The organism is Paenibacillus sp. FW507-14B1B (assembly GCF_058781425.1).
This window is the reverse complement of sequence record NZ_JBYSWS010000002.1, coordinates 202,018-223,823: the sequence shown is the minus strand read 5'-3', so window position 1 is coordinate 223,823 and position 21,806 is coordinate 202,018. Positions and strand designations below refer to the sequence as shown.

Annotated in this window: 19 protein-coding genes; 14 read left to right on the top strand and 5 right to left on the bottom strand. The window is 42.5% G+C overall.

Features of this window, described 5'->3' with window-relative positions; translation table 11 throughout:
• Positions 1–78 precede the first annotated feature (78 nt).
• Genes AC3WJJ_RS09130 through AC3WJJ_RS09120 form a run of 3 tightly spaced genes read right to left on the bottom strand, consistent with a single transcriptional unit; the run spans position 79 to position 3,739 of the window.
• Positions 79–1,227: a Ger(x)C family spore germination protein gene (locus AC3WJJ_RS09130; protein ID WP_492539938.1), complete on the bottom strand. Its 1,149-nt coding sequence runs from the start codon at positions 1,225–1,227 to the stop codon at positions 79–81.
• Entirely contained in the window at positions 1,224–2,642 is a 1,419-nt protein-coding gene (locus tag AC3WJJ_RS09125) for a spore germination protein (RefSeq protein WP_492539936.1), read from the bottom strand. The genes AC3WJJ_RS09130 and AC3WJJ_RS09125 overlap by 4 nt, the downstream gene beginning before the upstream one ends.
• On the bottom strand, positions 2,618–3,739 hold the full coding sequence (locus tag AC3WJJ_RS09120) for a GerAB/ArcD/ProY family transporter (protein ID WP_492539934.1): 1,122 nt from the start codon (positions 3,737–3,739) through the stop codon (positions 2,618–2,620). Before AC3WJJ_RS09120 ends, AC3WJJ_RS09125 begins: the two co-directional genes overlap by 25 nt.
• Positions 3,740–3,895: 156 nt before the next feature.
• Here AC3WJJ_RS09120 and AC3WJJ_RS09115 point away from each other — a divergent pair, with 156 nt between their 5' ends.
• Complete coding sequence (locus AC3WJJ_RS09115) at positions 3,896–5,242, top strand: amino acid permease (protein ID WP_492539932.1); 1,347 nt, start codon at positions 3,896–3,898, stop codon at positions 5,240–5,242.
• 26 nt (positions 5,243–5,268) lie between these two features.
• On the opposite strand, the gene AC3WJJ_RS09110 is transcribed toward AC3WJJ_RS09115, so the two are convergent.
• Complete coding sequence (locus AC3WJJ_RS09110) at positions 5,269–5,895, bottom strand: LysE family translocator (protein WP_492539929.1); 627 nt, start codon at positions 5,893–5,895, stop codon at positions 5,269–5,271.
• A gap of 164 nt (positions 5,896–6,059) precedes the next feature.
• Here AC3WJJ_RS09110 and AC3WJJ_RS09105 point away from each other — a divergent pair, with 164 nt between their 5' ends.
• The 8 genes from AC3WJJ_RS09105 (at position 6,060) to AC3WJJ_RS09070 (ending at position 14,822) form a co-directional block, all read left to right on the top strand.
• Complete coding sequence (locus AC3WJJ_RS09105; protein WP_492539927.1) at positions 6,060–6,575, top strand: metallophosphoesterase family protein; 516 nt, start codon at positions 6,060–6,062, stop codon at positions 6,573–6,575.
• Between the two features lie 125 nt (positions 6,576–6,700).
• The gene (locus AC3WJJ_RS09100; RefSeq protein ID WP_492539926.1) at positions 6,701–6,865 is read left to right on the top strand and encodes a hypothetical protein; all 165 of its coding nucleotides are present in this window, start codon (positions 6,701–6,703) and stop codon (positions 6,863–6,865) included.
• Between the two features lie 132 nt (positions 6,866–6,997).
• Positions 6,998–7,924: a Gfo/Idh/MocA family protein gene (locus AC3WJJ_RS09095; protein ID WP_492539925.1), complete on the top strand. Its 927-nt coding sequence runs from the start codon at positions 6,998–7,000 to the stop codon at positions 7,922–7,924.
• 77 nt (positions 7,925–8,001) lie between these two features.
• Positions 8,002–8,874: a DUF72 domain-containing protein gene (locus tag AC3WJJ_RS09090; RefSeq protein ID WP_492539924.1), complete on the top strand. Its 873-nt coding sequence runs from the start codon at positions 8,002–8,004 to the stop codon at positions 8,872–8,874.
• A gap of 224 nt (positions 8,875–9,098) precedes the next feature.
• Positions 9,099–11,975, top strand: a complete 2,877-nt coding sequence (locus tag AC3WJJ_RS09085) for a 2-oxoglutarate dehydrogenase E1 component (RefSeq protein WP_492539922.1) — start codon at positions 9,099–9,101, stop codon at positions 11,973–11,975.
• 6 nt (positions 11,976–11,981) lie between these two features.
• Positions 11,982–13,238: a 2-oxoglutarate dehydrogenase complex dihydrolipoyllysine-residue succinyltransferase gene (gene odhB / locus AC3WJJ_RS09080; RefSeq protein WP_492539920.1), complete on the top strand. Its 1,257-nt coding sequence runs from the start codon at positions 11,982–11,984 to the stop codon at positions 13,236–13,238.
• Between the two features lie 167 nt (positions 13,239–13,405).
• Positions 13,406–14,482 (top strand): lactonase family protein, encoded by a 1,077-nt coding sequence (locus tag AC3WJJ_RS09075; protein WP_492539918.1) that lies wholly within the window; start codon positions 13,406–13,408, stop codon positions 14,480–14,482.
• Positions 14,483–14,573: 91 nt separating this feature from the next.
• Positions 14,574–14,822, top strand: coding sequence for a YuzB family protein (locus AC3WJJ_RS09070; RefSeq protein ID WP_422657155.1), 249 nt, complete (start codon positions 14,574–14,576; stop codon positions 14,820–14,822).
• An 87-nt stretch (positions 14,823–14,909) separates the two neighbouring features.
• Here AC3WJJ_RS09070 and trhO read toward each other — a convergent pair whose 3' ends face one another.
• Positions 14,910–15,806, bottom strand: coding sequence for an oxygen-dependent tRNA uridine(34) hydroxylase TrhO (gene trhO, locus AC3WJJ_RS09065; protein ID WP_492539916.1), 897 nt, complete (start codon positions 15,804–15,806; stop codon positions 14,910–14,912).
• 356 nt (positions 15,807–16,162) lie between these two features.
• Between trhO and AC3WJJ_RS09060 the strand changes: the two genes are divergently transcribed.
• The 5 genes from AC3WJJ_RS09060 to chrA all read left to right on the top strand — a co-directional run bounded on the left by AC3WJJ_RS09060 (position 16,163) and on the right by chrA (position 21,801).
• Positions 16,163–17,197: an ABC transporter substrate-binding protein gene (locus AC3WJJ_RS09060; protein ID WP_492539914.1), complete on the top strand. Its 1,035-nt coding sequence runs from the start codon at positions 16,163–16,165 to the stop codon at positions 17,195–17,197.
• A 58-nt stretch (positions 17,198–17,255) separates the two neighbouring features.
• Complete coding sequence (locus AC3WJJ_RS09055) at positions 17,256–18,185, top strand: ABC transporter permease (RefSeq protein WP_492539912.1); 930 nt, start codon at positions 17,256–17,258, stop codon at positions 18,183–18,185.
• On the top strand, positions 18,185–18,979 hold the full coding sequence (locus AC3WJJ_RS09050) for an ABC transporter ATP-binding protein (protein WP_422657151.1): 795 nt from the start codon (positions 18,185–18,187) through the stop codon (positions 18,977–18,979). Before AC3WJJ_RS09055 ends, AC3WJJ_RS09050 begins: the two co-directional genes overlap by 1 nt.
• A gap of 183 nt (positions 18,980–19,162) precedes the next feature.
• Positions 19,163–20,386, top strand: coding sequence for a CynX/NimT family MFS transporter (locus AC3WJJ_RS09045; protein ID WP_492539910.1), 1,224 nt, complete (start codon positions 19,163–19,165; stop codon positions 20,384–20,386).
• 302 nt (positions 20,387–20,688) lie between these two features.
• Positions 20,689–21,801: a chromate efflux transporter gene (gene chrA / locus AC3WJJ_RS09040; RefSeq protein WP_492541975.1), complete on the top strand. Its 1,113-nt coding sequence runs from the start codon at positions 20,689–20,691 to the stop codon at positions 21,799–21,801.
• The last annotated feature ends 5 nt before the right edge of the window (positions 21,802–21,806 follow it).

The following is a 21,806-nucleotide window of genomic DNA, read 5'->3' as shown; positions in this document are numbered from 1 at the left end:
CCTAATGAAGCTTAATATCAAAATCAGAAAAGAAGCTGTCCCCATGAATGTTGGGACAGCTTCTTTATTATTGTTCTCTCAGTTTCTCATATCCTTACGCTGACCCCAGAAACGAAGACCAATCGTAACTTCAACATCCTGTAGCGAATCAGAGGTAACATCCCTGCCTTCATCTTTTAACTTTTTCCACAACTTTGGATTTTTTCTATACAGTTGAAGTGATAACTGATAGGGATCAATATTTTTTTTGGTTGCTTTACGAAAAGTCTGGACGATTTCATCGGTTAAAGCTTTTTTAGCTGATGCATTCATTTCTTGTAGACTAATTTGTTGACGAACATTTTGAACGGTGGCATTGACATTTAATTTAATACGGTAAGAAACATCATCGTTTCGACAAATGACCTCAACTACGGAGTGTGGTGCTTCAAGTATAATACTGCCTAAGGATTCTCCCTCTTTCTTGATCTCTACAGCAGCTCTAGTTGCTCGGCTGGCTAACCATCGTATACCGGAAATATCCTCTCGACTCATCCATCCTTTATTCTTTTGATTCTGAATAAAAAAGGCTCCGCTAAGCTGCACTAACGGATGTTGCCGCATATTTTCCGACCAGTTGGCACTTGATATTTGTAAAGATGGCAGCACAACAGTAGCCCCTTTTTCTCGGTAACGAATAATAAATTCATTGAATTGAATGGGACGGATAAATGAAAATTGTTTAAAACTCTCCATCGGTTCATGCAGCAGTGAATGAAGTGGAGATAACTGAAAAAAGGGGGTGGTCGTGAATAGTTCTTCTATTCGGTTTTGTGTCCCATACACCCATTTAGTATAACGAATTTCCTGAGAGCGATTGGTTAGATCAAATACCTGATTCATACGATCATCGGTCAGTACCGGCTCTGTAAGAACTAGCGCAGTTACATGCGCCCATGATATATGCTGCTGATTCGTCGTATAGAGGTTAGTTATAGCCTCGGATAACGATTTACCGGATCCTCTTCCGACCCAGATTGGTATTTGTTCTGTTTGTTTTCCACTTTCCTGCTTTGCTACGCTCGAGAAGTCAAGCATCTGGGCGTAAACGATGTACTCTTCATTCCGAAAATCAATACCAAGCGCTGTGATATAGTTTATTTCTTGTATTTCTCGAATATCCCAACATCCCGGAAGGATGGATAACGAAAAAACAGCGATAAGGAAGAGCGGAATGAATCGATTCATAAGGAGCCACCTTTTTTATTTTTACCTGGAAATCTCATGAAATTTCGAATGATTTTTGGCCATGAGAAGGGGGAAAAGGGTGCGAAAAAAGGTTGTCCGAATGGACGGTGTGAAGCAGCATACTGAATGACAAAAAACATGGCAACAAAAAAACCAAACAGTCCTAGAATCCCTGATAGGATAAGTACGAAGTATCTGCCTAATGTTGTGGACACACCTACATCTTGGTTTGAAATGGTTGAACCTGCAACAAACGATATAGATCCAATTACGGTGAGCGTTGGGGAGAATAATCCGCCTCTAATTGCTGCATCGCCAATAATGATACCAGATACAACCGTGATGGTTGAACCTACAGGAGCTGGCATTCTTGTGCCAGCTTCTTTGAGTAAAGAGAGTAGAAACAGCAATATGACCATCTCAAAGAAACCGGAAAGAGGAAGTCCAAGTCTTGTATTGGCCACGGTAGCAAGTAATGGGAAAGGAATCTGATCCTGATGATAAGACATCAATGCGATATAAAATCCTGGTAATAATATGGCAGAGATGATCCCAATCAACCTCAGAATCCTCCAAGGAAAAGCAAAATAATAAGGTAGTGTCGGATCTTCAGCAGAGAACAAGAACTGCATTAAGCTCGAAGGAGCGATGATAGCTATCGGACTCCCATCCACGATAAGAGCTAATCTCCCTCTCATGAGTGAATCCAAAATGTAATCAGGTCTTCCCGTATAGTCAAAAACAGGTAGTAATGAGAATTTATAAGGGGACAGATGTTCAATCAGTTCTCCAGGGCCAGCTGGAGACTCCCCAATGTAGCTATTTAGTTTATCAGTAATCATAGTTACAGCTTCAGGTACAACTTTCTCTTTTAAATAAACCATTCCTACTTTAGCTGGTGAGATACTACCTACACTAAATGAGGAATACACCATGTCTGTTGTTTTAAGTCTTTTTCGTATCAAAGCTATATTTGTCTCCAGGCTCTCAACAAAGCCATCCCTCGCCCCTTTGATCGCAATCTCTGTATTGGTTTCTTCAGGCGATCGGTTTATATCTGATGCGGCATTATATGTGAAGAAAAAATCTTCTCCTGCAAGTATAATAACAGCCATACCAGAAAACACGTTTTCGACAAGCATCTCAGATTTGGCGGGTATTCGTTGCAAGGTGAGTGTAGATTCGAGATCGTCCGGATCTGGTTTTCTGTTTTCCGAGCAAGAACGATTCCATTCATCACCAATGACAGGTAGTAGTATTTCGGATAGTACGGAAGAATCACACATCATCACATTGTAGATAATTATAGCCCAAGGCTGTTGATCGACGTCCGAATATGGTTCTGGGTATATTTTTATTTTTACATCTTCACATTCTCTAAATTGCTCTTTCAAGTTTTGTGGGGTGAAGTACATGGAGGCTCTCCTTTCTGAGCATGGGGCGGATCATTAGTAGCACCCCGAATCAAGAATGTCATAAGCAGTAGGAGGACGGTGGTATAGATTGCGGAACCCGGTATGAAATAGTCCCTCATCCAAAAGTACATTTTTAAGTTGCTGATTGGTGCAGCGCACAAAATGATCAGAAGAAAGGAGAAGCCTATCATCCCTGCAGTCCGGTTCTTTTTCGTAAATAACGCTTCCGCCGCAAGATACATACATAGACTGATGGAAATATAGGCGCCACTTAACCATTGATAAATGGATAGGAAATCAACATGTTCGATGAATTTCCCTAACTTAACGAGTCTCCACTGCTCATAGGCGGGATAGCGTTGTAACTTCATTTCATCGGCACCGAATTCTGTTATACCCGCTATTGTAGGTCCAAGTGTAAGGATTACGAGCACCACATGAAATGCTAAAGCTGTCCATGATTTCACATTTCCTTTGGTATGAGGTGTGATAAATACTGCAAGAATATACTGGGTGAACCCTCCGAATACAATGGGAAGACCATTTAATATGGGCCCGAAACCATCCTCAAGTATTGGTAACAAAAATGAATAATCTTTATATTTCACGTTGACTGTTGCTACAAAAATACCGAGGATGACAACGATCGGCAGTAGGATACCAGCGGTAATACCGATGGTGGTCATTCCGCTTCTAGCCGTTATTAGGCATAGAGCTATAAGACAAACCGAAGTAACAAGAATGGGAGTTTGAAGCAGATAGGTTGATTTTGTCCAATCAATTACTTCTTTTAATGTGTAAAAGGCAAAGGCTATTAAATACAAAGCCATCATCGTGGATATTAGTATTCTAGCGAATTTACCAGCGCTATCTTCTACGGCTTTACTGATGGAGCGAGTCCCTATTTTTATCATTAAGCGGTAAGCAAGGAGAACCCAGGGAACAAAGAGAATACCGGCAACTACCACTGTAATCCAAGCATTACGTTCCGATTTCTCTAGTACGACTGGAATAATCATGACATGATTCGTTAATCCGGCTGTCAGCATTAACAGCATGAATCCTTGAGATATAGGAATGCCACGGGTTGCTGTCAAACAGATCCCTCCAAAAAACGGTGTTTAAGGATAACTTTCGCGATTAGAGGGGAGATTATGCATTAATCGCTCAGCACATACTGAGGATGTTCTATGATCAGTTGCGTTTTCGCGCTGAAGAATGGATAATTCAACCGATTTAAAGGAGGGATTCCCATGGGCAAGACAGCTGCTAAGGAATCAGGAGGCAAAACAGAAGGAACGCTGAAATGGTGGCAGTTATCGCTTCTTGGGGTAGCTTCTACAATAGGCACAGGATATTTTCTGGGATCAGGTCTTGGGATTAAACTCGGAGGACCTGCAATATTGATATCTTTTGTTTTAGCTGCAATCGGGACCTTTATCGTATTTGATGTATTAGCTCGTATGACAGCAGAAGACCCGCAAAAAGGATCTTTCCGATCTTATGCGAAGAAAGCTCATGGACGCTGGGCAGGGTTCTCGACAGGTTGGATGTACTGGTGTTCAGAAGTCCTTATTATGGGGAGTCAGATGACGGCACTCTCGATTTTCTCGCGGTTTTGGTTTCCGGCCATTCCGTTGTGGGTGTTCGCTGCTATATTTGCTGCATTAGGCATATTCGTTATTTGGATTGGGAATAAGGGATTTGATCGTTTGGAACATGTACTTGCAATTATTAAAATTGCTGCGATAGTGATGTTTCTTGTGATCGCATTTATAGCACTCATGGGGTGGATTAAGGGTGGGACTGAGCCGAAGGTACCTGGCATATCCTCTTCATTTTTTCCAACAGGTGGACTGGGATTATGGTCCTCGCTCATTTTTGCGTTTTATGCTTTTGGAGGTATTGAAGTTATGGGGGTTATGGCGATAAGGCTAAAAAATCCGCAAGATGCTCCGAAATCAGGTCGAGTTATGATCCTCCTTCTGGCTATAGTCTATGTACTTTCTTTAGGGTTAGCGCTCACGATGTTGTCCTGGGATAAGTTTTCAACGACAGAGAGTCCATTTATCGTAGCTTTAAAATCCTATCATTTACCCTTTGTTCCCCATGTATTTAATGCTGTTCTAATCATTGCGGGATTCTCAACGATGGTTGCTTCTCTATATGCGGTGACAACAATGCTCGTGACCTTATCAGAAGATCATGATGCACCACAGCTATTCTCTAAGAAAATGTTTAAACGGAAGACACCCATTTACGCACTCGGTTTAACGGCAGCCGGGCTTATTGTTTCTATTGTTCTATCTCTACTGATGCCTGGAAAAATATATGAATACTTAACAACGGCAGCCGGGCTTATGCTTTTGTATAATTGGTTCTTTATTCTAATCTCAGCGGGACGAAATCTTGATTTATCGGTCTGGGGTAAAATGAAGAGATACCTAGGGATGATCCTTATATTGCTTGCTGTAAGCGGAACACTTTTTCACAAAACGAGCCGGCCTGGCTTTTGGATAAGCCTTGGTTTTATAGTAATCATTGCTGTAATCGTCTTAATCATGCTGCGGACAAAGTGGCGAGAGGCCAAAGAAGCTTGAGAATAGACGGATTAGAAAAGCTTTAATTAAAATAGTAACAACTTGAGTGCTCTTACTCCGAAGTAGATACCGAAAATGATGAGTGAAAGACCAGATAGGACAGAAATCAATGTGATAGCCCGAGTGCTTAACAATTTCCGGAAAATGCTTGATATACCTGCCATCGTCAAATCCCAGATCAATACGCCGATAATAATCGCTGTACTGAATAAGAACAGGTCACTTTTTCCGTGATCGGATGCTGTCTTAACAAGTACGGAGCCGTAGATTCCGAGCCAGAATAAGATCGTCATGGGATTGGAAAGAGACATGAGAAAGCCGGAGAATAGATTGGCGATTAAGCTCTCATCTTTCTTCTTGGTACTGATATTGACCTTGCCTGCGTTAATCAGACTTTCGATGCCAGTATATATTAGAACAAATGCACCAAATAGCCATAAGAAAGTTTGCATAAATGGAGTACTAAGAAAATGAACAACACCTAAATAGACAAGTACCATGTAGAGAATATCTGCAAGCACAGCTCCAAGTCCGAATAACCAAGAGTGCCAGAACCCTTTTTTGATACCCCTGTCCAGTTGGGCGGCATTAATAGGCCCGATTGGGGCGGATAAGGACAGACCAAGAATAACATAGCTTAAAAATAGACTCATGTTCTCACTCCTGTTCACTAAGACAAGGATTTTATTATTATTAAATAAAATGCTTGTACACATTGTATTCAGGACATGTAATATGTAATACCTCTTCATGAAAATAAATGCTCATGATAGGCTCTGTATTAAAGACATGATATGGAGAGGGGAGGAGGGCTAAGATGCCTAGCACCTTTAGAATCGGGGTATTGTCAGACACACACATGCCTCGAATGGCGAAGAAGCTTCCTAATGAGCTGTTAAAAGGGCTTCAATCCGTGGACTTGATTATTCATGCAGGTGACTGGTCAAATGAGTCGGTTTATGAAGCTTTGCAAGAGATTGCACCGGTCGAGGGCGTTGCAGGAAATGCAGATTCAGACGGAATGATTGAGAGGTTTGGGTTAAATAAGCTGCTGCTAATTGAGGGACACCGATTGGGTATCGTCCATGGTCATGGAACTAAGGGAACGACTGAGAGTAGAGCTATAAATACTTTTGCGGACCAGAAGGTGGACTGTATCATATTTGGTCACTCACATATTCCTGTGATGAAACAGATAGGAGATGTTCTCCTGTTCAATCCTGGATCACCAACGGATAAACGTCGGCAATCGCATTTTTCATATGGAATAATCGAGTTGAATAACGGCGTTTTGAATGCGCAACATGTATTTTATGAAAACAAGAATGACTAACCGTAATTTTATGTTTAGTTGACGCCTACTTAACAAATTTCAAGTATGATTGATACAAGTAACAAGGTATGACTACTTCAGCTTTAGCCCTAAATCTTTTATGATGCGGAAAGCGGGGATATCAGGTGGCAACTGAACGATTACCGGATATTGATCAGTTTCTAAATTGGGTGGGTCATCTTGAAGAACGAATTCGATCATTACTTGATCAGAGCGATTTAACGGAGCAAGAGAAGAAATTTATTTGGGATCATATCATGGTAGTACCAGGTAAACATGACGATATTTAATTTCGTGATTAATGAAGCTATCTTTGTTCGACTCTGAAAACATGCCTTATTCAAGGTGTGTTTTTTGTTTTCAATACGTAATGTTTATAATAGAGGTAAATATGTTCGTTTCATAGGAAAAGGGGAGAAAAAATGAAGGTTGGAGTTATTGGATTAGGCAGTATCGCACAGAAAGCTTACCTACCAATCATGTCTTCTATGCATGAGGTGCAGTGGATTCTTAGTACACGAAATCAAGATGTGCTTGAACAGACTAAAGCGAAATATCGATTTACTGAAACTGAGCCTACGATTGAGAACTTGATACAGAGAGGAATTGATGCTGCTTTTATACATACTTCAACTGAATCTCACCCGAATATTATTAAGCAGCTATTGAACGCAGGCATACACGTATACGTCGATAAACCGATTGCTTATCATTTCGGAGAGGCCGAAGCACTTACAGCACTTGCTCGCGAGAAGAACTGTGTGCTTATGACGGGCTTTAATCGAAGATTTGCTCCTTTGGTGTCAGAGCTTAAAGAAGTGAACGACAGAAGCTATATCTATATGGAGAAGAACCGAGTTTACCAACCTGATTTTGCTCGGAGATTTATCTTCGATGATTTTATTCATGTAGTAGATACTATATCTTACTTGTCTCCAGGTAAAGTGGAGGATATTTCTGTTTCTGTGAGGGTCCACAATGGATTGTTGGTGCAGGTTATGCTCAAGCTTGATGGAGACAACTATACATCTGTCGGGTTCATGAATCGTGACAGTGGCATGACAGAAGAGCGTCTTGAGGTGATAAGTCCTGGTCAAAAACATATGGTGCGTGATCTAAACAATAAGATTTATTTAAGTGAAGGTGAAGAGAAGCATCGGACCTTTGGAGATTGGGTGCCTGTTTTAAAACGAAGGGGCTTCGATGATATTATTACGCATTTCCTAAGAAGTATTTCAGGTAGCATTCATCCGTATCCTTCTATGGAGGAATCTCTTGAGACGCATCGTTTATGTGAGCTCATTGTTAAGAAGGCGGAAGAAAAAGGGGCTACGCTTTGGCAGCCCTGACTTTTGAAATGTTGAAGAATAGGTTAATAAAGAAAGATGCTGTTTCTTAAATCAGAGATATGGAGGGAGGAAAGATTATGCCCATAGAAGAAGTGGTGCGAGACTCAATATATATTGGCTTGTCAGGCTGGGGAGACCACGATGATCTCTATGTGGAGGGTACAAAGCCGGGGGATAAGTTAAAAATATATGCACGGCATTTTTCGATCCTAGAGATGGATAATTCGTTTTATGCTATACCCGCGCCAGATCGAATGTATAAATGGAGCATCCAAACCCCTGATGACTTTGGTTTTATTGTCAAAGCTTATCAAGGTATGACGGGTCATTCGCGCGGCAAAATCCCATATCCTGATATGAGATCCATGTTTGAAGCATTTAAAGAGTCGGCAGATGTATTGCGTAAGGAGAATAAGCTGAAGACGATTTTATTCCAGTATCCACCTTGGTTCGATTGTGATAGAAAACATGTTGAGATACTAAAGAGAACTAGGGAATGGATGGATGGATATTCTGTTGCGCTTGAATTCCGGAATAGGAGCTGGTTTGCACCTGGATATCGGGATAAGACGCTTCAGTTCATGCGAGATGAGGGCTGGATTCATAGTATTGCTGATGAACCGGATGCAGGCATTGGTTCCATACCTGTTGTGCTTGAACCCACGCAGTCTCATGCGACGATGATCCGTCTTCACGGACGAAATACGGCGGGCTGGCATTCAAGTGGTGAAGCGAATTGGCGTGAGGTGCGATATTTATATCGTTATAATACAGAAGAATTGCAGGAATGGAAGCAGAATCTGCTAACCTTGCTTAACAGCACCCAAGAATGCTGGCTTATATTTAACAATAACTCTGGTGGAGATGCTGCAGCCAATGCTAAACAATTGATGGGGCTTATCGGTCAAGAAACAGGTCCTGATCCTATTAGGCAAATGGAATGGTTGTAAATAACAATATTAATGGATATTAATCCTTTTAATGTAAAATCATTGGACTTGCCAGCTCTTTGATAACCGAAATGTCACGAAATATTCGTAAATTCATCTGTTTATGAGATGATTATTATATAAAAAGGTTATTTTCGGTATAGTGCTTAAGTGTATTATAATGAACTTGTAATTAGAATTTCCGTCCTTGAACTATCAAAATAATCTGACGGAGGGAGTCAGCGATGAAGACCCTTGACAGAATGACAGAGGGACCATGGCAGAAATATCACGGTCCGAATTTGGGGTACATTCAAGACCAGTACGAGAAGTTTTTACAAGATCCACAATCTGTGGAACCAGCATATCGTGAATTGTTCGCAAGTTGGGGATCTCCTCCATCTTTGCCAAACAAAGAAAAGAAAGCGGATACGCAGGAATCCGGTAGTACATGTGATCGTAGTTTATTGAAAAAAGGCGTGAGTGCCGGTAAGCTGGTGTGGAACATCAGAACTTACGGTCATCTTGCTGCAGACATTGATCCGATTGGCATCGGAATGGAAGTGGACACCCGTTTACTTCAACCTGAAACATACCAACTCAGCCAAGCGGATTTAGCTGCCTTACCTGCAGAAGTTGTCTGGGAGGAAGCTCCTAGCGATGTAAAGAATGGGTGGGAGGCGATCCAAAGGCTGCATCAAATATATACGGGAACGATCGCCTATGAATTCAGTCATGTGCATGAAGAAGAAGAGCGCAACTGGCTGAACAGCCAAGCTGAATCTGGTACTAACCCAGCTCCTTTGAACGCGGAAGAGAAGAAGCATCTTCTTAAGAGATTGCTCGAAGCGGAGCAGTTTGAAGAGTTCTTGCATCGTACCTTTGTAGGAGCTAAGCGGTTCTCTATTGAAGGTAATGACGCTCTCGTTCCAATGCTTGATGAGATTGTAAGAGAAATGGCTCACGCTGATGTTAGCTCCATTCTTATGGGAATGGCTCACCGTGGACGATTGAATGTTCTTGCGCATGTTCTCGGCAAATCTTATAGCAAAATCTTCTCGGAGTTCCTTAATTCTCCGAATAAACACCTTGTGCCTTCAGAAGGTTCCATGGGTATTAACTATGGCTGGACGGGGGATGTGAAATACCATCTTGGTGCAGATCGTTTCTTGAAGGAAGAAGATGCTCATGAAGTTCGTGTTACCCTTGCGAATAACCCGAGTCACTTGGAGTTTGTTAATCCAGTGGTAGAAGGTTTTGCTCGCGCTGCACAAGAAGACCGCAGTGCACCAGGGTATCCGAAGCAAGATGTGAATAAAGCTGCGACCATTCTTATTCATGGTGATTCAGCGTTCCCTGGCGAAGGCATTGTAGCAGAGACACTTAACTTTAATAAGCTTCCTGGATTCAGAAATGGTGGAACGATTCATATTATCGTTAACAACCGTATCGGTTTTACAACAGAGGGTAAGGACTCTCGCTCCACTCATTATGCGAGTGATCTCGCTAAAGGATATGAAATTCCAATTGTGCATGTGAATGCAGATGATCCAGAAGCATGTATCGCTGCTGCGCGTCTTGCAAGCGAATATCGTAACAAGTTTAAGAAAGATTTCCTGATTGATCTTGTTGGATATCGCAGATATGGTCATAACGAGACGGATGATCCAGAAACGACGCAACCTCTTATTTATCAAAAGGTTAAACAACATGCGACAGTAGCAAATCTGTACATGAATAGACTAGTAAGTAATAAAGAAATGAGCCAAGTTGAAGCTGATGAGTTGAAGGCTAAAGTTCTTAATGGTTTGAAAGAAGCTTACGACAGCGTTAAGTCTAAAGAGCCTGTTGATCATGTGTTACTTGGTCTAAATCCATCGAACGAGAACGTCAAGCCGAAAGTGAAGACAGGTGTACCTGTTGAGACACTCAGCGCAATCAATACTGAGCTTCTTAAGTGGCCTGAAGGTTTTACTGTGTATCCTAAGCTTCAACGAATTCTTGAACGTCGCAGTGGTGCACTTCAAGAAGGTGAAAAAGTAGACTGGGGACATGCTGAAACATTAGCGTTTGCTACCATTCTATCAGACGGTCAGCCTATTCGTATTACGGGTCAAGATGCAGAAAGAGCAACTTTTGCACATCGTAATCTTGTGCTTCACGATGCTGTTGATGGCTCGACTTTCTGTCCTTTACACCGTTTGCCGCAGGCAAAAGCTTCTTTTGCCATTCACAATAGCCCGCTTTCCGAAGCATCAGTCTTGGGCTTTGAATATGGATACAACGTGTATTCACCTGAAACGCTTGTCATTTGGGAAGCTCAATATGGTGACTTTACGAACTGTGCTCAAGTTATTATTGATCAGTTCATTACCTCTGGAAGTTCCAAATGGAGACAGAAATCTAGTCTCGTAATGATGCTTCCTCATGGTTATGAAGGTCAAGGCCCTGAACACTCTAGTGCAAGATTGGAAAGATTCTTGCAACTGGGTGGCGAAGACAACTGGACGGTTGCTAACCTGACAACATCGGCTCAATACTTCCATCTTCTTCGTCGTCAAGCTTCTATCGTAAATACGGAAGATGCTAGACCACTTGTTCTTATGGCTCCAAAGAGTCTTATTCGGAATCCACGAGTTGCATCACCTGCGACAGCTTTCAGCGAAGGTTCTTTCCAAGAGGTTATTGAACAACCAGGTCTTGGTGAAACACCGAAGAAAGTTGAACGTCTCGTATTATGCTCGGGTAAAGTTGCTGTAGATCTCGAAGAAGCAATTGAGAAACAGAAAGATGAAGATCACTCTTGGTTGCATATCATTCGTGTAGAGCAATTGTATCCATTCCCGAAAGAGGAAATTGCACGCATTATGAGCAAGTATCCGAAGCTGAAAGAAGTTCTTTGGGTTCAGGAAGAACCTCAGAATATGGGCGCATGGAGTTACATGGAACCAAGAATTCGTGAAATTGCACCTAAGGGAACCGAAATTCGTTATAGCGGACGTCCGGAGCGTTCTAGTCCTGCAAGCGGATATCAGGATGTGCATATTTATGAGCAACAGACCATCATTTCTTTTGCCCTTAATCGCAAAACTATAAATCAACATATCTCATTGGGGAGGTAAGCGGCTGTGAACGAAATAACTGTACCAGCTATGGGCGAATCCATCACCGAAGGAACGATATTCAAATGGCATGTTAAAGAAGGGGATAGCGTTAACATCGGTGACGTTTTGCTCGAGTTAGAAACGGATAAGGTCAATCTTGAAATTAGCGCGGAGGCAAGCGGTGTTGTGCAAAAGATCCTTCGCCAAGAAGGGGACAATGTAACGATCGGAGAAGTTATCGGTCAGATTTCCCCAGAAGAAGGAGTGGGCAGTGAGCCAACAAAGGTTGAGGCTCCAGCACCAGTACAACCAGAAGCTCAGGCTGCTGCTGAGTTACCGAAATCGCCAGCACCTCCGGCAGAGAGTGGAGAAGGTTCTATACCTCAAGCTTCACCTGCTGCACGGAAGCTAGCACGTGAGCGCGGGATTGATCTGGACCAGGTACAGGGCCGTGACCCAATCGGTCGTATCTACCATGAAGATGTGAAGAACCATTCGAATGGGGCTAGTAAATCAGCTGTGTCTGAGAAACCAGCACCTCAGGCTGCGGCTCCATCTGCACCCGCTGAGATTGCAGGGAAGCCAACAGAACGTAAGCGTATGTCACGTCGTCGTCAGACGATTGCTAATCGATTGGTTGAAGCGCAACATACCGCTGCCATGCTTACGACTTTTAATGAAGTAGATATGACAGCTATTCTGGACGTTCGTAAACGTCGTAAAGATGCTTTCAAGGAAAAGCATGATGTAGGTCTTGGATTTATGTCATTCTTCACCAAAGCAGTTGTAGGCGCTCTGAAACGATATCCTTTATTGAACGCTGAAATTGATGGTGAGGATATTATCCTTAAGAAGTATTACGATATTGGTATTGCTGTTTCAGCCAAAGAAGGCTTGGTTGTACCTGTGGTTCGTGATGCAGATCGACTGGGATTCGCTCAGATTGAGAAGGAAATCGTGGATCTTGCTGGCAAAGCCCGCAGTAATACTTTATCCTTATCTGAGTTGCAAGGAGGAACTTTCACAATTACGAACGGAGGAGTATTTGGTTCCCTTCTCTCAACTCCGATATTGAATACACCGCAGGTAGGTATTCTAGGCATGCATAAAATTCAGCTTCGCCCGGTTGCTATCGATGCAGAACGTTCTGAGAATCGTCCGATGATGTATATCGCGCTTTCTTACGATCACCGTATCGTTGACGGTGCAGAAGCCGTACGCTTCCTAGTTACCGTTAAGGAACTACTTGAAGATCCGGAGTCTCTGTTGCTGGAAGGTTAATATAAGAAGATATAAGGCTGTCCGGCAGAAGGATTTTTGTCGGACAGCTTTTTTTATATGCATGCTTAATAGAAGCAGGATTGATTTCTTCGAAGTAGGAAGTGTAACATGGTAGAGACATATACATACTCCATCGTAAGATGGCAGTTTAAAGGAGAGATACATATATGGAAACTTCAACAAAAACGTTAGTTTTTACAGGTTCTTATGCAGAAGCAAGTGAAAATGGAATTTGTGTGTACTCATTCAATCAGGATAATGGTGATTTGACGTTGTTGCATCAAGTATCTGGAGTCAAAAATCCAACATTCCTTAATATCAATACAGAAACAAATCGCTTATATGCCATTGGCGAAGTTGCTAAAGATGGGGGAAAGATTGGAGAAGTTATTACATTTGAGATTAATCCCTCTACAGGAGCGTTGCTTGAATTAAACCGAGTTCAAGGAAGCAGCAGTTCTACTTGTCATATACAACGAGATCCTGAAGATCAGTATTTGATTGTCTCTAGTTATCACGGAGGCAGTGTTGGATTAATCGCGTTAGATGAGCATGCTGTGGCTTCGAAATGGTTAGATGAGCAATTTCATGAGGGACATCGTTCGAATGCGGAACAACAGCCTAGAGCACATTCGGCCTTCTTCAGTCCTGATGGGAAATATGTGTTCATTCAGGATTTGGGATTGGACAAAATCATCGCCTATCAGATCGATAAGAAGGATAATACACTCAAGTTTCATAGCGAAACATTGTTAGAATTAGGATCAGGTCCACGGCATTTGGCTTTCCACCCTAGCGGAAAATATGCCTATGTTATTAATGAATTGAATTCTACGGTGAAAGTTTTCCGTTATGTATCCGAAGAGGGGCGTTTAGAGGCAATTCAAATGTTATCTACGCTACCTGATGATTTTACGGGTGAGAGCTATTGTGCAGAAATTGCAGTTTCTGAAGACGGTCTTACAGTGTATGGATCGAATCGTGGTCATGATAGTATTGTGGTCTTTTCAGTTGATCCAAGTACAGGTGAGCTAACTCCTATTCAATTCATTTCAACAGAAGGTGGTCATCCACGTCATTTCTCACTAATGCCAGAAGGTAAATTTTTGATTGTGGCGAACCGTGACGGTGACAATCTAGTGCTATACACGGTTAACCCAGAGAATGGAATGCTTCAGTTTACAGGTAAGACCACTGAGCAATCGAAGCCGGTGTGCGTTAAACCTGCTGTGTTTAAAGCTTAATCTATGCTTCAAGAACCCCCATTTGACAAAAACGTCTGCCTTCCTCATAATTAACGGACATTCTAACAAAAGAATTCAGGTGATTGTAATGATGGGGATCGTGGTAGTGGAAGTTTGTGATAGCAATTTAATGAGTGCGTTGGATCTTGAACACTTAGAGGAACTGTATCCTGAAATTGCTGTCCTTCGCGCAGATTGTATGAATTTATGTGGTTTGTGTAAGATTCGTCCGTATGCCCTCGTCAATGGTAAACGCGTATTCGGCAAGACGACAGAAGAGTGTGTTGAGCTGATTAAAGCGGCTATTGAGCAGGAACTCGTTGTATTTCATGAAGATTAATAAGACCGACTTTACTATAACAAAACGGCATGCTTCGCTTATTAAGCGAGCATGCCGTTTGTGTTTACGAAAAACGTATACGATATATTATCCAGCTGCTACGGTCTCTTCACAAGCTTCGGAGCAGAAGCCGTTATGCAGTTCATCACATTTTTCACAGCAAATGTGTTGTAGATGGCAAGCATCATTGACACAGTTGATGTAGCGATCTGCAGGTTCACCACAGTGATGACATTTACCTACAATAATATCCTCATCCGTATGGTTAATAGGTACAGAAATACGCTCATCGAACACATAACATTTTCCATCGAATAGTCTTCCTTGTACTTCTGGATCCTTACCATACGTTACAATGCCGCCATCTAGCTGAGCAACATCCTGGAAGCCTTCCTTCAGCATGAAACCGGTAAGCTTCTCACAGCGGATGCCACCAGTACAGTAGGTAAGAATGGTTTTGTCTTTATACTGACTCATATTCTCACGAATCCATTCAGGGAATTCACGGAACGACTCTACCTCTGGACGGATCGCATTTCTGAAATGACCAATATCATATTCGTAATCTGTGCGGCCATCAAGTACGATGACATCGTCTTGCTGAAGCTGCTCAAAGAATTGTTTAGGAGAAAGTCTTTTTCCGCTTATGACATTGGGATCTAGTTCATCTTCTACACGGAAGGTTACGAGTTCTTTACGGTGTCGGACGAACATTTTGTGAAACGCATGACCTTCGGAAGGATCAATTTTGAAGACCATATCTGCGAATAGCGGATTTGCTTTCATATCTTTCATATATTGTTCGGTCTGTTCAATAGTTCCTGATACCGTACCGTTGATGCCTTCCGAGGAAACGAGAATACGGCCCTTTAATCCAAGATCTTTACAATACTGCAAATGCTCATTCTTGAAAGTTTCAGGATCTTCGATTTGGACGAATTTATAATATAATAAAATTTGGTAGGACTGCTGTTCTTCAGCCATGATATATCACCTGTTCTTTTATCGGATTTCTACTCAAAATGCATACTTCTAAAATTGTAGTGAATTATTGCCACATAGTCAACTTAAATGTATAGAAAGTTACCAATAGGTTGAATTTCTATGAATGAAGGGGAACCTAGCATAAGAACTTCTGATATAAGCGCTTATATTGTAGACTTTTATGATTCACTTTAAAAATCGCAATTGACGTAACCATCTCCCTCCATATAAAATATCCATAATATACCGTTGTTCGAATTTTTTTTGCAGTAATGCTTTGATTGATAAAAGCGACTAAGCGGTGTCGCTTTATGTCGATTATTAATTAGTTCGATAAAGAGAGGGGTTTTAATACCATGAAGAAAAAAATGTGGTTATCATTAACATTGTCAGCCTTATTGCTGACAGCGGCTGGCTGCGGAAATAAAGAAGGAGCAGACACGCCATCGAATGGTTCGGAAGGTAGCACGGACAAGCAATCGTTCAAGATTGCCATCTCCCAATACGTTGAACATCCATCGCTTGACGCAACACGTGAGGGAATTATGGCAGCCCTTAAAGATGGCGGAATTATTGAGAAGGAAAATATGGAGCTGGATTATAACAACGCTCAGGCCGATTCGACCAACAACCTGACAATTGGACAAAAGCTCAAAGATAATAAGAACGATCTAGTCATCGCAATTGCAACACCCTCTGCACAAGCAGTTGTCAAAAATGTAAAGGAAACTCCGGTATTGTTTGCAGCAGTTACTGACCCGGTTGACGCTAAACTGGTTAGCGATCTGGAGAAGCCAGGCGGCAACGTAACAGGAGCATCGGACACGAATCCAGAAGCGACGACACAACTCATGAAATTTGTTAGCACTCATTTTCCTAACGTGAAGAAGATTGGACTTATTATTGATGAAGGTGAGGCCAACGCAGTTGTAATGTCAAAGACAGCTGAAGCTGCACTGAAAGAACATGGAATTGAGCTTATAAAAGCTTCCATAACGAATACTTCTGAGGTAAAACAAGCTGCTGAGTCATTAGTAGGCAAGGTCGATGCATTCTATATCACGCTAGATAACAAAGTGGTTAGTGGTGCAGATGCAATTATTAATACTGCAAAAATGAACAAGATTCCATTCTTCTCAAGTGACCGTGATACAGTCGAGAAAGGTGCATTTGCTACAGTTGGCTTCAAGTACTACGACCATGGATATCAAGTTGGGCAAATGGCTGTAGATATCCTGAAGAATGGTAAGAAGCCAGCGGATATGAAAATTACGATTCCAGATAAATTGGACTTGATTCTGAATACTAAGGCAGCTGCTGAGTACGGTATTGAAGTTACGGATGCAATGAAGCAGGAAGTCAAAGACCCGGATAACAACATCATTCAGTAACAGTAAGGCGCGGACATCACTGCCCGCGCCTTTGCTTAATCTTATAGGAGGGTAACGCATGTTTGAATTCCTGATTGATTTTATCAAGACGATTGATAGTCCCATTGAATTGGGGTTGTTATATGCTCTGATGGCGTTAGGTGTGTATATTACGTTTAGAATATTGGACTTTCCAGATTTAACCGTTGATGGAAGTTTCACAACGGGTGGAGCCGTAGCAGCTGTTCTTATTAGCAAAGGAGTTGATCCTTGGTTCGCTACACTAGGTGCTCTCGCTGCAGGAATGCTGGCTGGAGTGTGTACAGGCTTACTTCATACAAAAGGGAAAATTAACGGGTTATTGTCCGGTATTATTATGATGATTGCACTATATTCCATTAATATGAGAATTTTAGGTAAGCCGAATGTATCCATAGGTGATGAGGAGACGATCTTTGCAAGTCTGGATCCCCTGTACGTTATGCTGGTCATCGTCATTGTAGGGAAGTTATTGCTCGATGGTTTCTTCCGTACGGATCTTGGTTTATCACTCCGAGCAACTGGAGATAACAAGCGCATGATTCGAAGCTTCGGCGTGAATACAGATACAACAACCATCCTTGGATTAAGTATTTCTAACGGTCTAGTTGCTCTTTCAGGCGCTGTCGTTGCGCAGCAGTCTGGCTTTGCTGACATTGGTTCAGGGATCGGAATGATCGTTATTGGTTTGGCCTCTGTTATTATCGGTGAAGCAATTCTCGGTACGGGGTCTGTCTTCCGTACGACAGCAGCAGTGGTCTTGGGTTCGATCATTTATCGTATTGTTGTTGCACTTGCGTATGAGATTAAATGGCTTGAAGCATCGGATTTGAAGTTGATTACAGCAATCATTGTTATTATTGCCTTGGTTGTCCCAACGATCCGAAGATCAATGAAACAGCGCTCTCAGGCACGCAGGCGTTCCGCTCAGTTGTTAGATCAGGGTAAAACTGAGGGAGGTGCATTCTAATGTTGCAGATGAATCGTGTATCTAAGTTGTTTAATCCAGGAACGGTGGATGAGAAGGTAGCACTTATGGGTATCAATCTTCATCTACATCCTGGAGATTTCGTAACCGTGATCGGTAGTAACGGTGCAGGTAAATCCACACTGATGAACATTATTTCTGGTGTGATGAAGCCTGATGCTGGAGAGGTTAGGATTGATGGTAACTCCATTGGTCATTTACCAGAATTTAAGCGGAGCCGCTGGATTGGAAGGGTGTTCCAAGACCCGATGGCAGGTACCGCGCCGCATATGACGATTGAGGAGAATCTCGCGATGGCCTATCGCCGAGGTCAATCTCGTGGGTTGAGTATAGGGGTGACCACAAATAAGCGAAAAATGTTCAAAGAACAGCTTGCACGGCTCGGGATCGGCCTTGAGAACCGTTTACGCGCTAAGGTTGGTATGTTGTCTGGTGGCGAACGGCAGGCGCTTAGTCTACTGATGGCAACCTTTACAAAACCACAAATTTTACTATTGGACGAGCATACAGCAGCACTCGATCCAGCTCGTGCAGAGCTTATTACACGGCTCACTCAAGAGATCGTTAAAGACCTTCATCTGACAACTTTAATGGTTACTCACAATATGGAGCAGGCTATACGTCTAGGAAATCGTCTTATTATGATGGACAAAGGTAGAATCATTCTTGATGTTAATGAAGATCGCAAGCAGGATCTGACAGTTGAACAGCTACTGGGTGAATTTGAACAGATTAGCGGACATAAACTGTCCGATGATCGCCTAATGCTTGGTTGAAGTATGATAAGCTTTCTCAAGACTGCGATAAACCAAGGAATAATAGCATGTAATGAAGAACCGCATCGAAAAGATGCGGTTTTTTGACTTGGTAGTGTGTTTGCTGGATAGCTTATAATTGTGATAAGTTTGTTTTTAAATGTTAGAATATACATATTTACTTAATAGTGAGGGGTTTGCATCATGGCATCAAGGTACACAACTTTAGAAACGAACCAGCCATCGAAGACACGGAAGTGGCTTCTTTTTGTCGGAATTATTTTAATTGCCGTAAATTTGAGGGCTGGCATTACTTCCGTTGGTCCATTGATTGGGATCATTCGTGATGATACTGGAATTTCAAATGCATTAGCTGGGATGCTTACCACGCTTCCTTTGCTTGCCTTTGCTATACTATCGCCTATGGCACCTGGTTTAGCTAGAAAATATGGAATCGAGACCGTGCTCCTCATAAGCATGATCGTCTTGACTGCAGGAATTTGGGTGCGCTCCATATCGTCACCATGGACTTTAATGCTCGGAACAGCGCTGCTGGGTATGGCTATCGCAGTAGGCAATGTCCTGCTTCCGAGTCTTGTAAAACGGGATTTTCCGGGTAACATTGGCCTGATGACTGGAACATATTCCATGTCAATGAACATGCTTGCTGCAATCGCGTCAGGTATTAGTATTCCTCTAGCTACACAACCAAGTCTTGGCTGGCAGGGGTCACTTATTGTATGGTCGGCGCTATCTTTGCTTGCTAGTCTAGTATGGATCGGTCAACGACGCCAAGGACGGGCTACAGTAAGTAATGTAACTGCACCTCCAAAGGGATCAAGTTTAATGAAGTCAAAGCTTGCTTGGCAGATTACATTATTCATGGGACTCCAATCTTTCACCTTCTATGTAAATATTTCTTGGCTACCAGAAATTCTACACAGTCAGGGATTAGATTACACGTCTGCAGGATGGATGCTGTCAATTCTTCAGTTCGTCAGTCTTCCGTTCTCATTCATCATCCCTGTTCTTGCCGGTCGAAGACCGAATCAGCGTCTACTGGTGTTTGTATCCGCAGCAAGTATGTTTGTAGGTTATGTAGGTCTATTATCGGGTCTACAGTCTCTTAATATATTGTGGGTGATCTTAATCGGAATATCTGGTGGAGCGAATTTTAGCTTGTCACTCATGTTCTTCACGCTCCGGACTCGAACGGTACATGAAGCAGCAGCATTGTCAGGGATGGCACAATCCTTTGGTTATTTACTTGCAGCGATCGGTCCGATGTTGATCGGTTATATGCATGACTTTACAAACAGTTGGAGTATTCCGCTGATGATTCTGGCAGGTGTCGTCGTTATGCTGTTCATATTTGGATTCGGTGCAGCCAAACCTGGATATACATCATCTGCAACATCAGCAGAGTAAAACGAAAGAATCTGGAAGTAGTATAATCATTCAGGTGAATAAGTGAAATAGATTTAGCTTGATATGAGTAGAGAGAGCAGTCCGTCAATAACGGCTGCTCTTTTTTTATGTAATTTTACACAGGGTTTACAAATGTCAGTTATCATGGGAACTGCATGTGAAATGTTCTGTTGAAGAATGGATGAGGAGGAAAACGATTGTCTTCTAAACAACCGGTAAATCCTGTTCCTAATGTCCCTTCAAACAAAAGGCAGGGGCGTGAGTTATGGAATGTCTGCTGGACAGCATTACAACTGGGGCTTATGTCGTTTGGTGGTCCAATCGCACATTTAGGATATTTTCATAAGACCTATGTTGTTCGAAAAAAATGGATTGATGAAAAATCATTCGCTGATCTTGTTGCACTGTGTCAGTTCCTGCCTGGTCCTGCAAGCAGTCAGGTTGGAATTGGTATCGGTGCAATGCGTGCAGGGTTATCTGGCGCGATTGTGGCATGGCTTGGTTTTACGGTGCCATCTGTATTACTCCTTATTGCATTTGCATATTTGATCCATGGCGTTGATGTAGGAGGAGCTGGGTGGATCCATGGATTAAAACTTGTGGCTGTTGCAATTGTGGCTCAAGCAGTATTAGGTATGGCGAACAAGTTAGCAGCAGGTCGATTAAGGGCAAGTATTGCGTTTGGTGCACTTGCAGCAGTGCTGCTCTGGCAAGCTCCATGGGTACAGGTTGCCGTCATTGCAGCAGCTGGAGTAGCGGGAATGCTATTGTTTAAGGAGGAAAGATCCCCTGACGTTCAGCACCAGTCTGTTCGAGTTAGTTATAAGACAGGGATCATCTGCTTGTCCTTGTTTGTTGTGATATTGATCGGTCTGCCTATACTTCGACTGGTCATAGGGAATGAGTGGATCGTACTTATGGATAGCTTCTACCGTACGGGTTCGCTTGTTTTCGGGGGTGGGCATGTGGTTGTTCCACTATTGGAGACAGAAACGATGCTGAACGGTTGGATGAGTAAGGAAGAGTTTGTGGCTGGATATGGAGCTGTCCAAGCAGTGCCAGGACCGCTGTTTACGTTTGCCGCCTACCTAGGTGTATTTATTCAAGGAATTCCAGGAGCGGTATTGGCAATAGTTGCTGTATTTCTTCCAGGATTTCTGCTAGTCATCGGGTCCATGCCCTTCTGGAACAGTTTGCGCCGTATTACTAGATTGCAAGGTGCGATGGCTTCTATGAATGCAGCTGTTGTGGGTATTTTATTTGCAGCACTTTATGATCCCATATGGACATCTTCTGTTACTACCTCAATCGAATTCATTATTGCAGCCGCCTTATTCGGGTTACTTGTATTCTGGAAACTTCCACCATGGACGATTGTTATTTTAGGTGCAGTGGCAGGTCAGATATGGCTGTGAGAAGC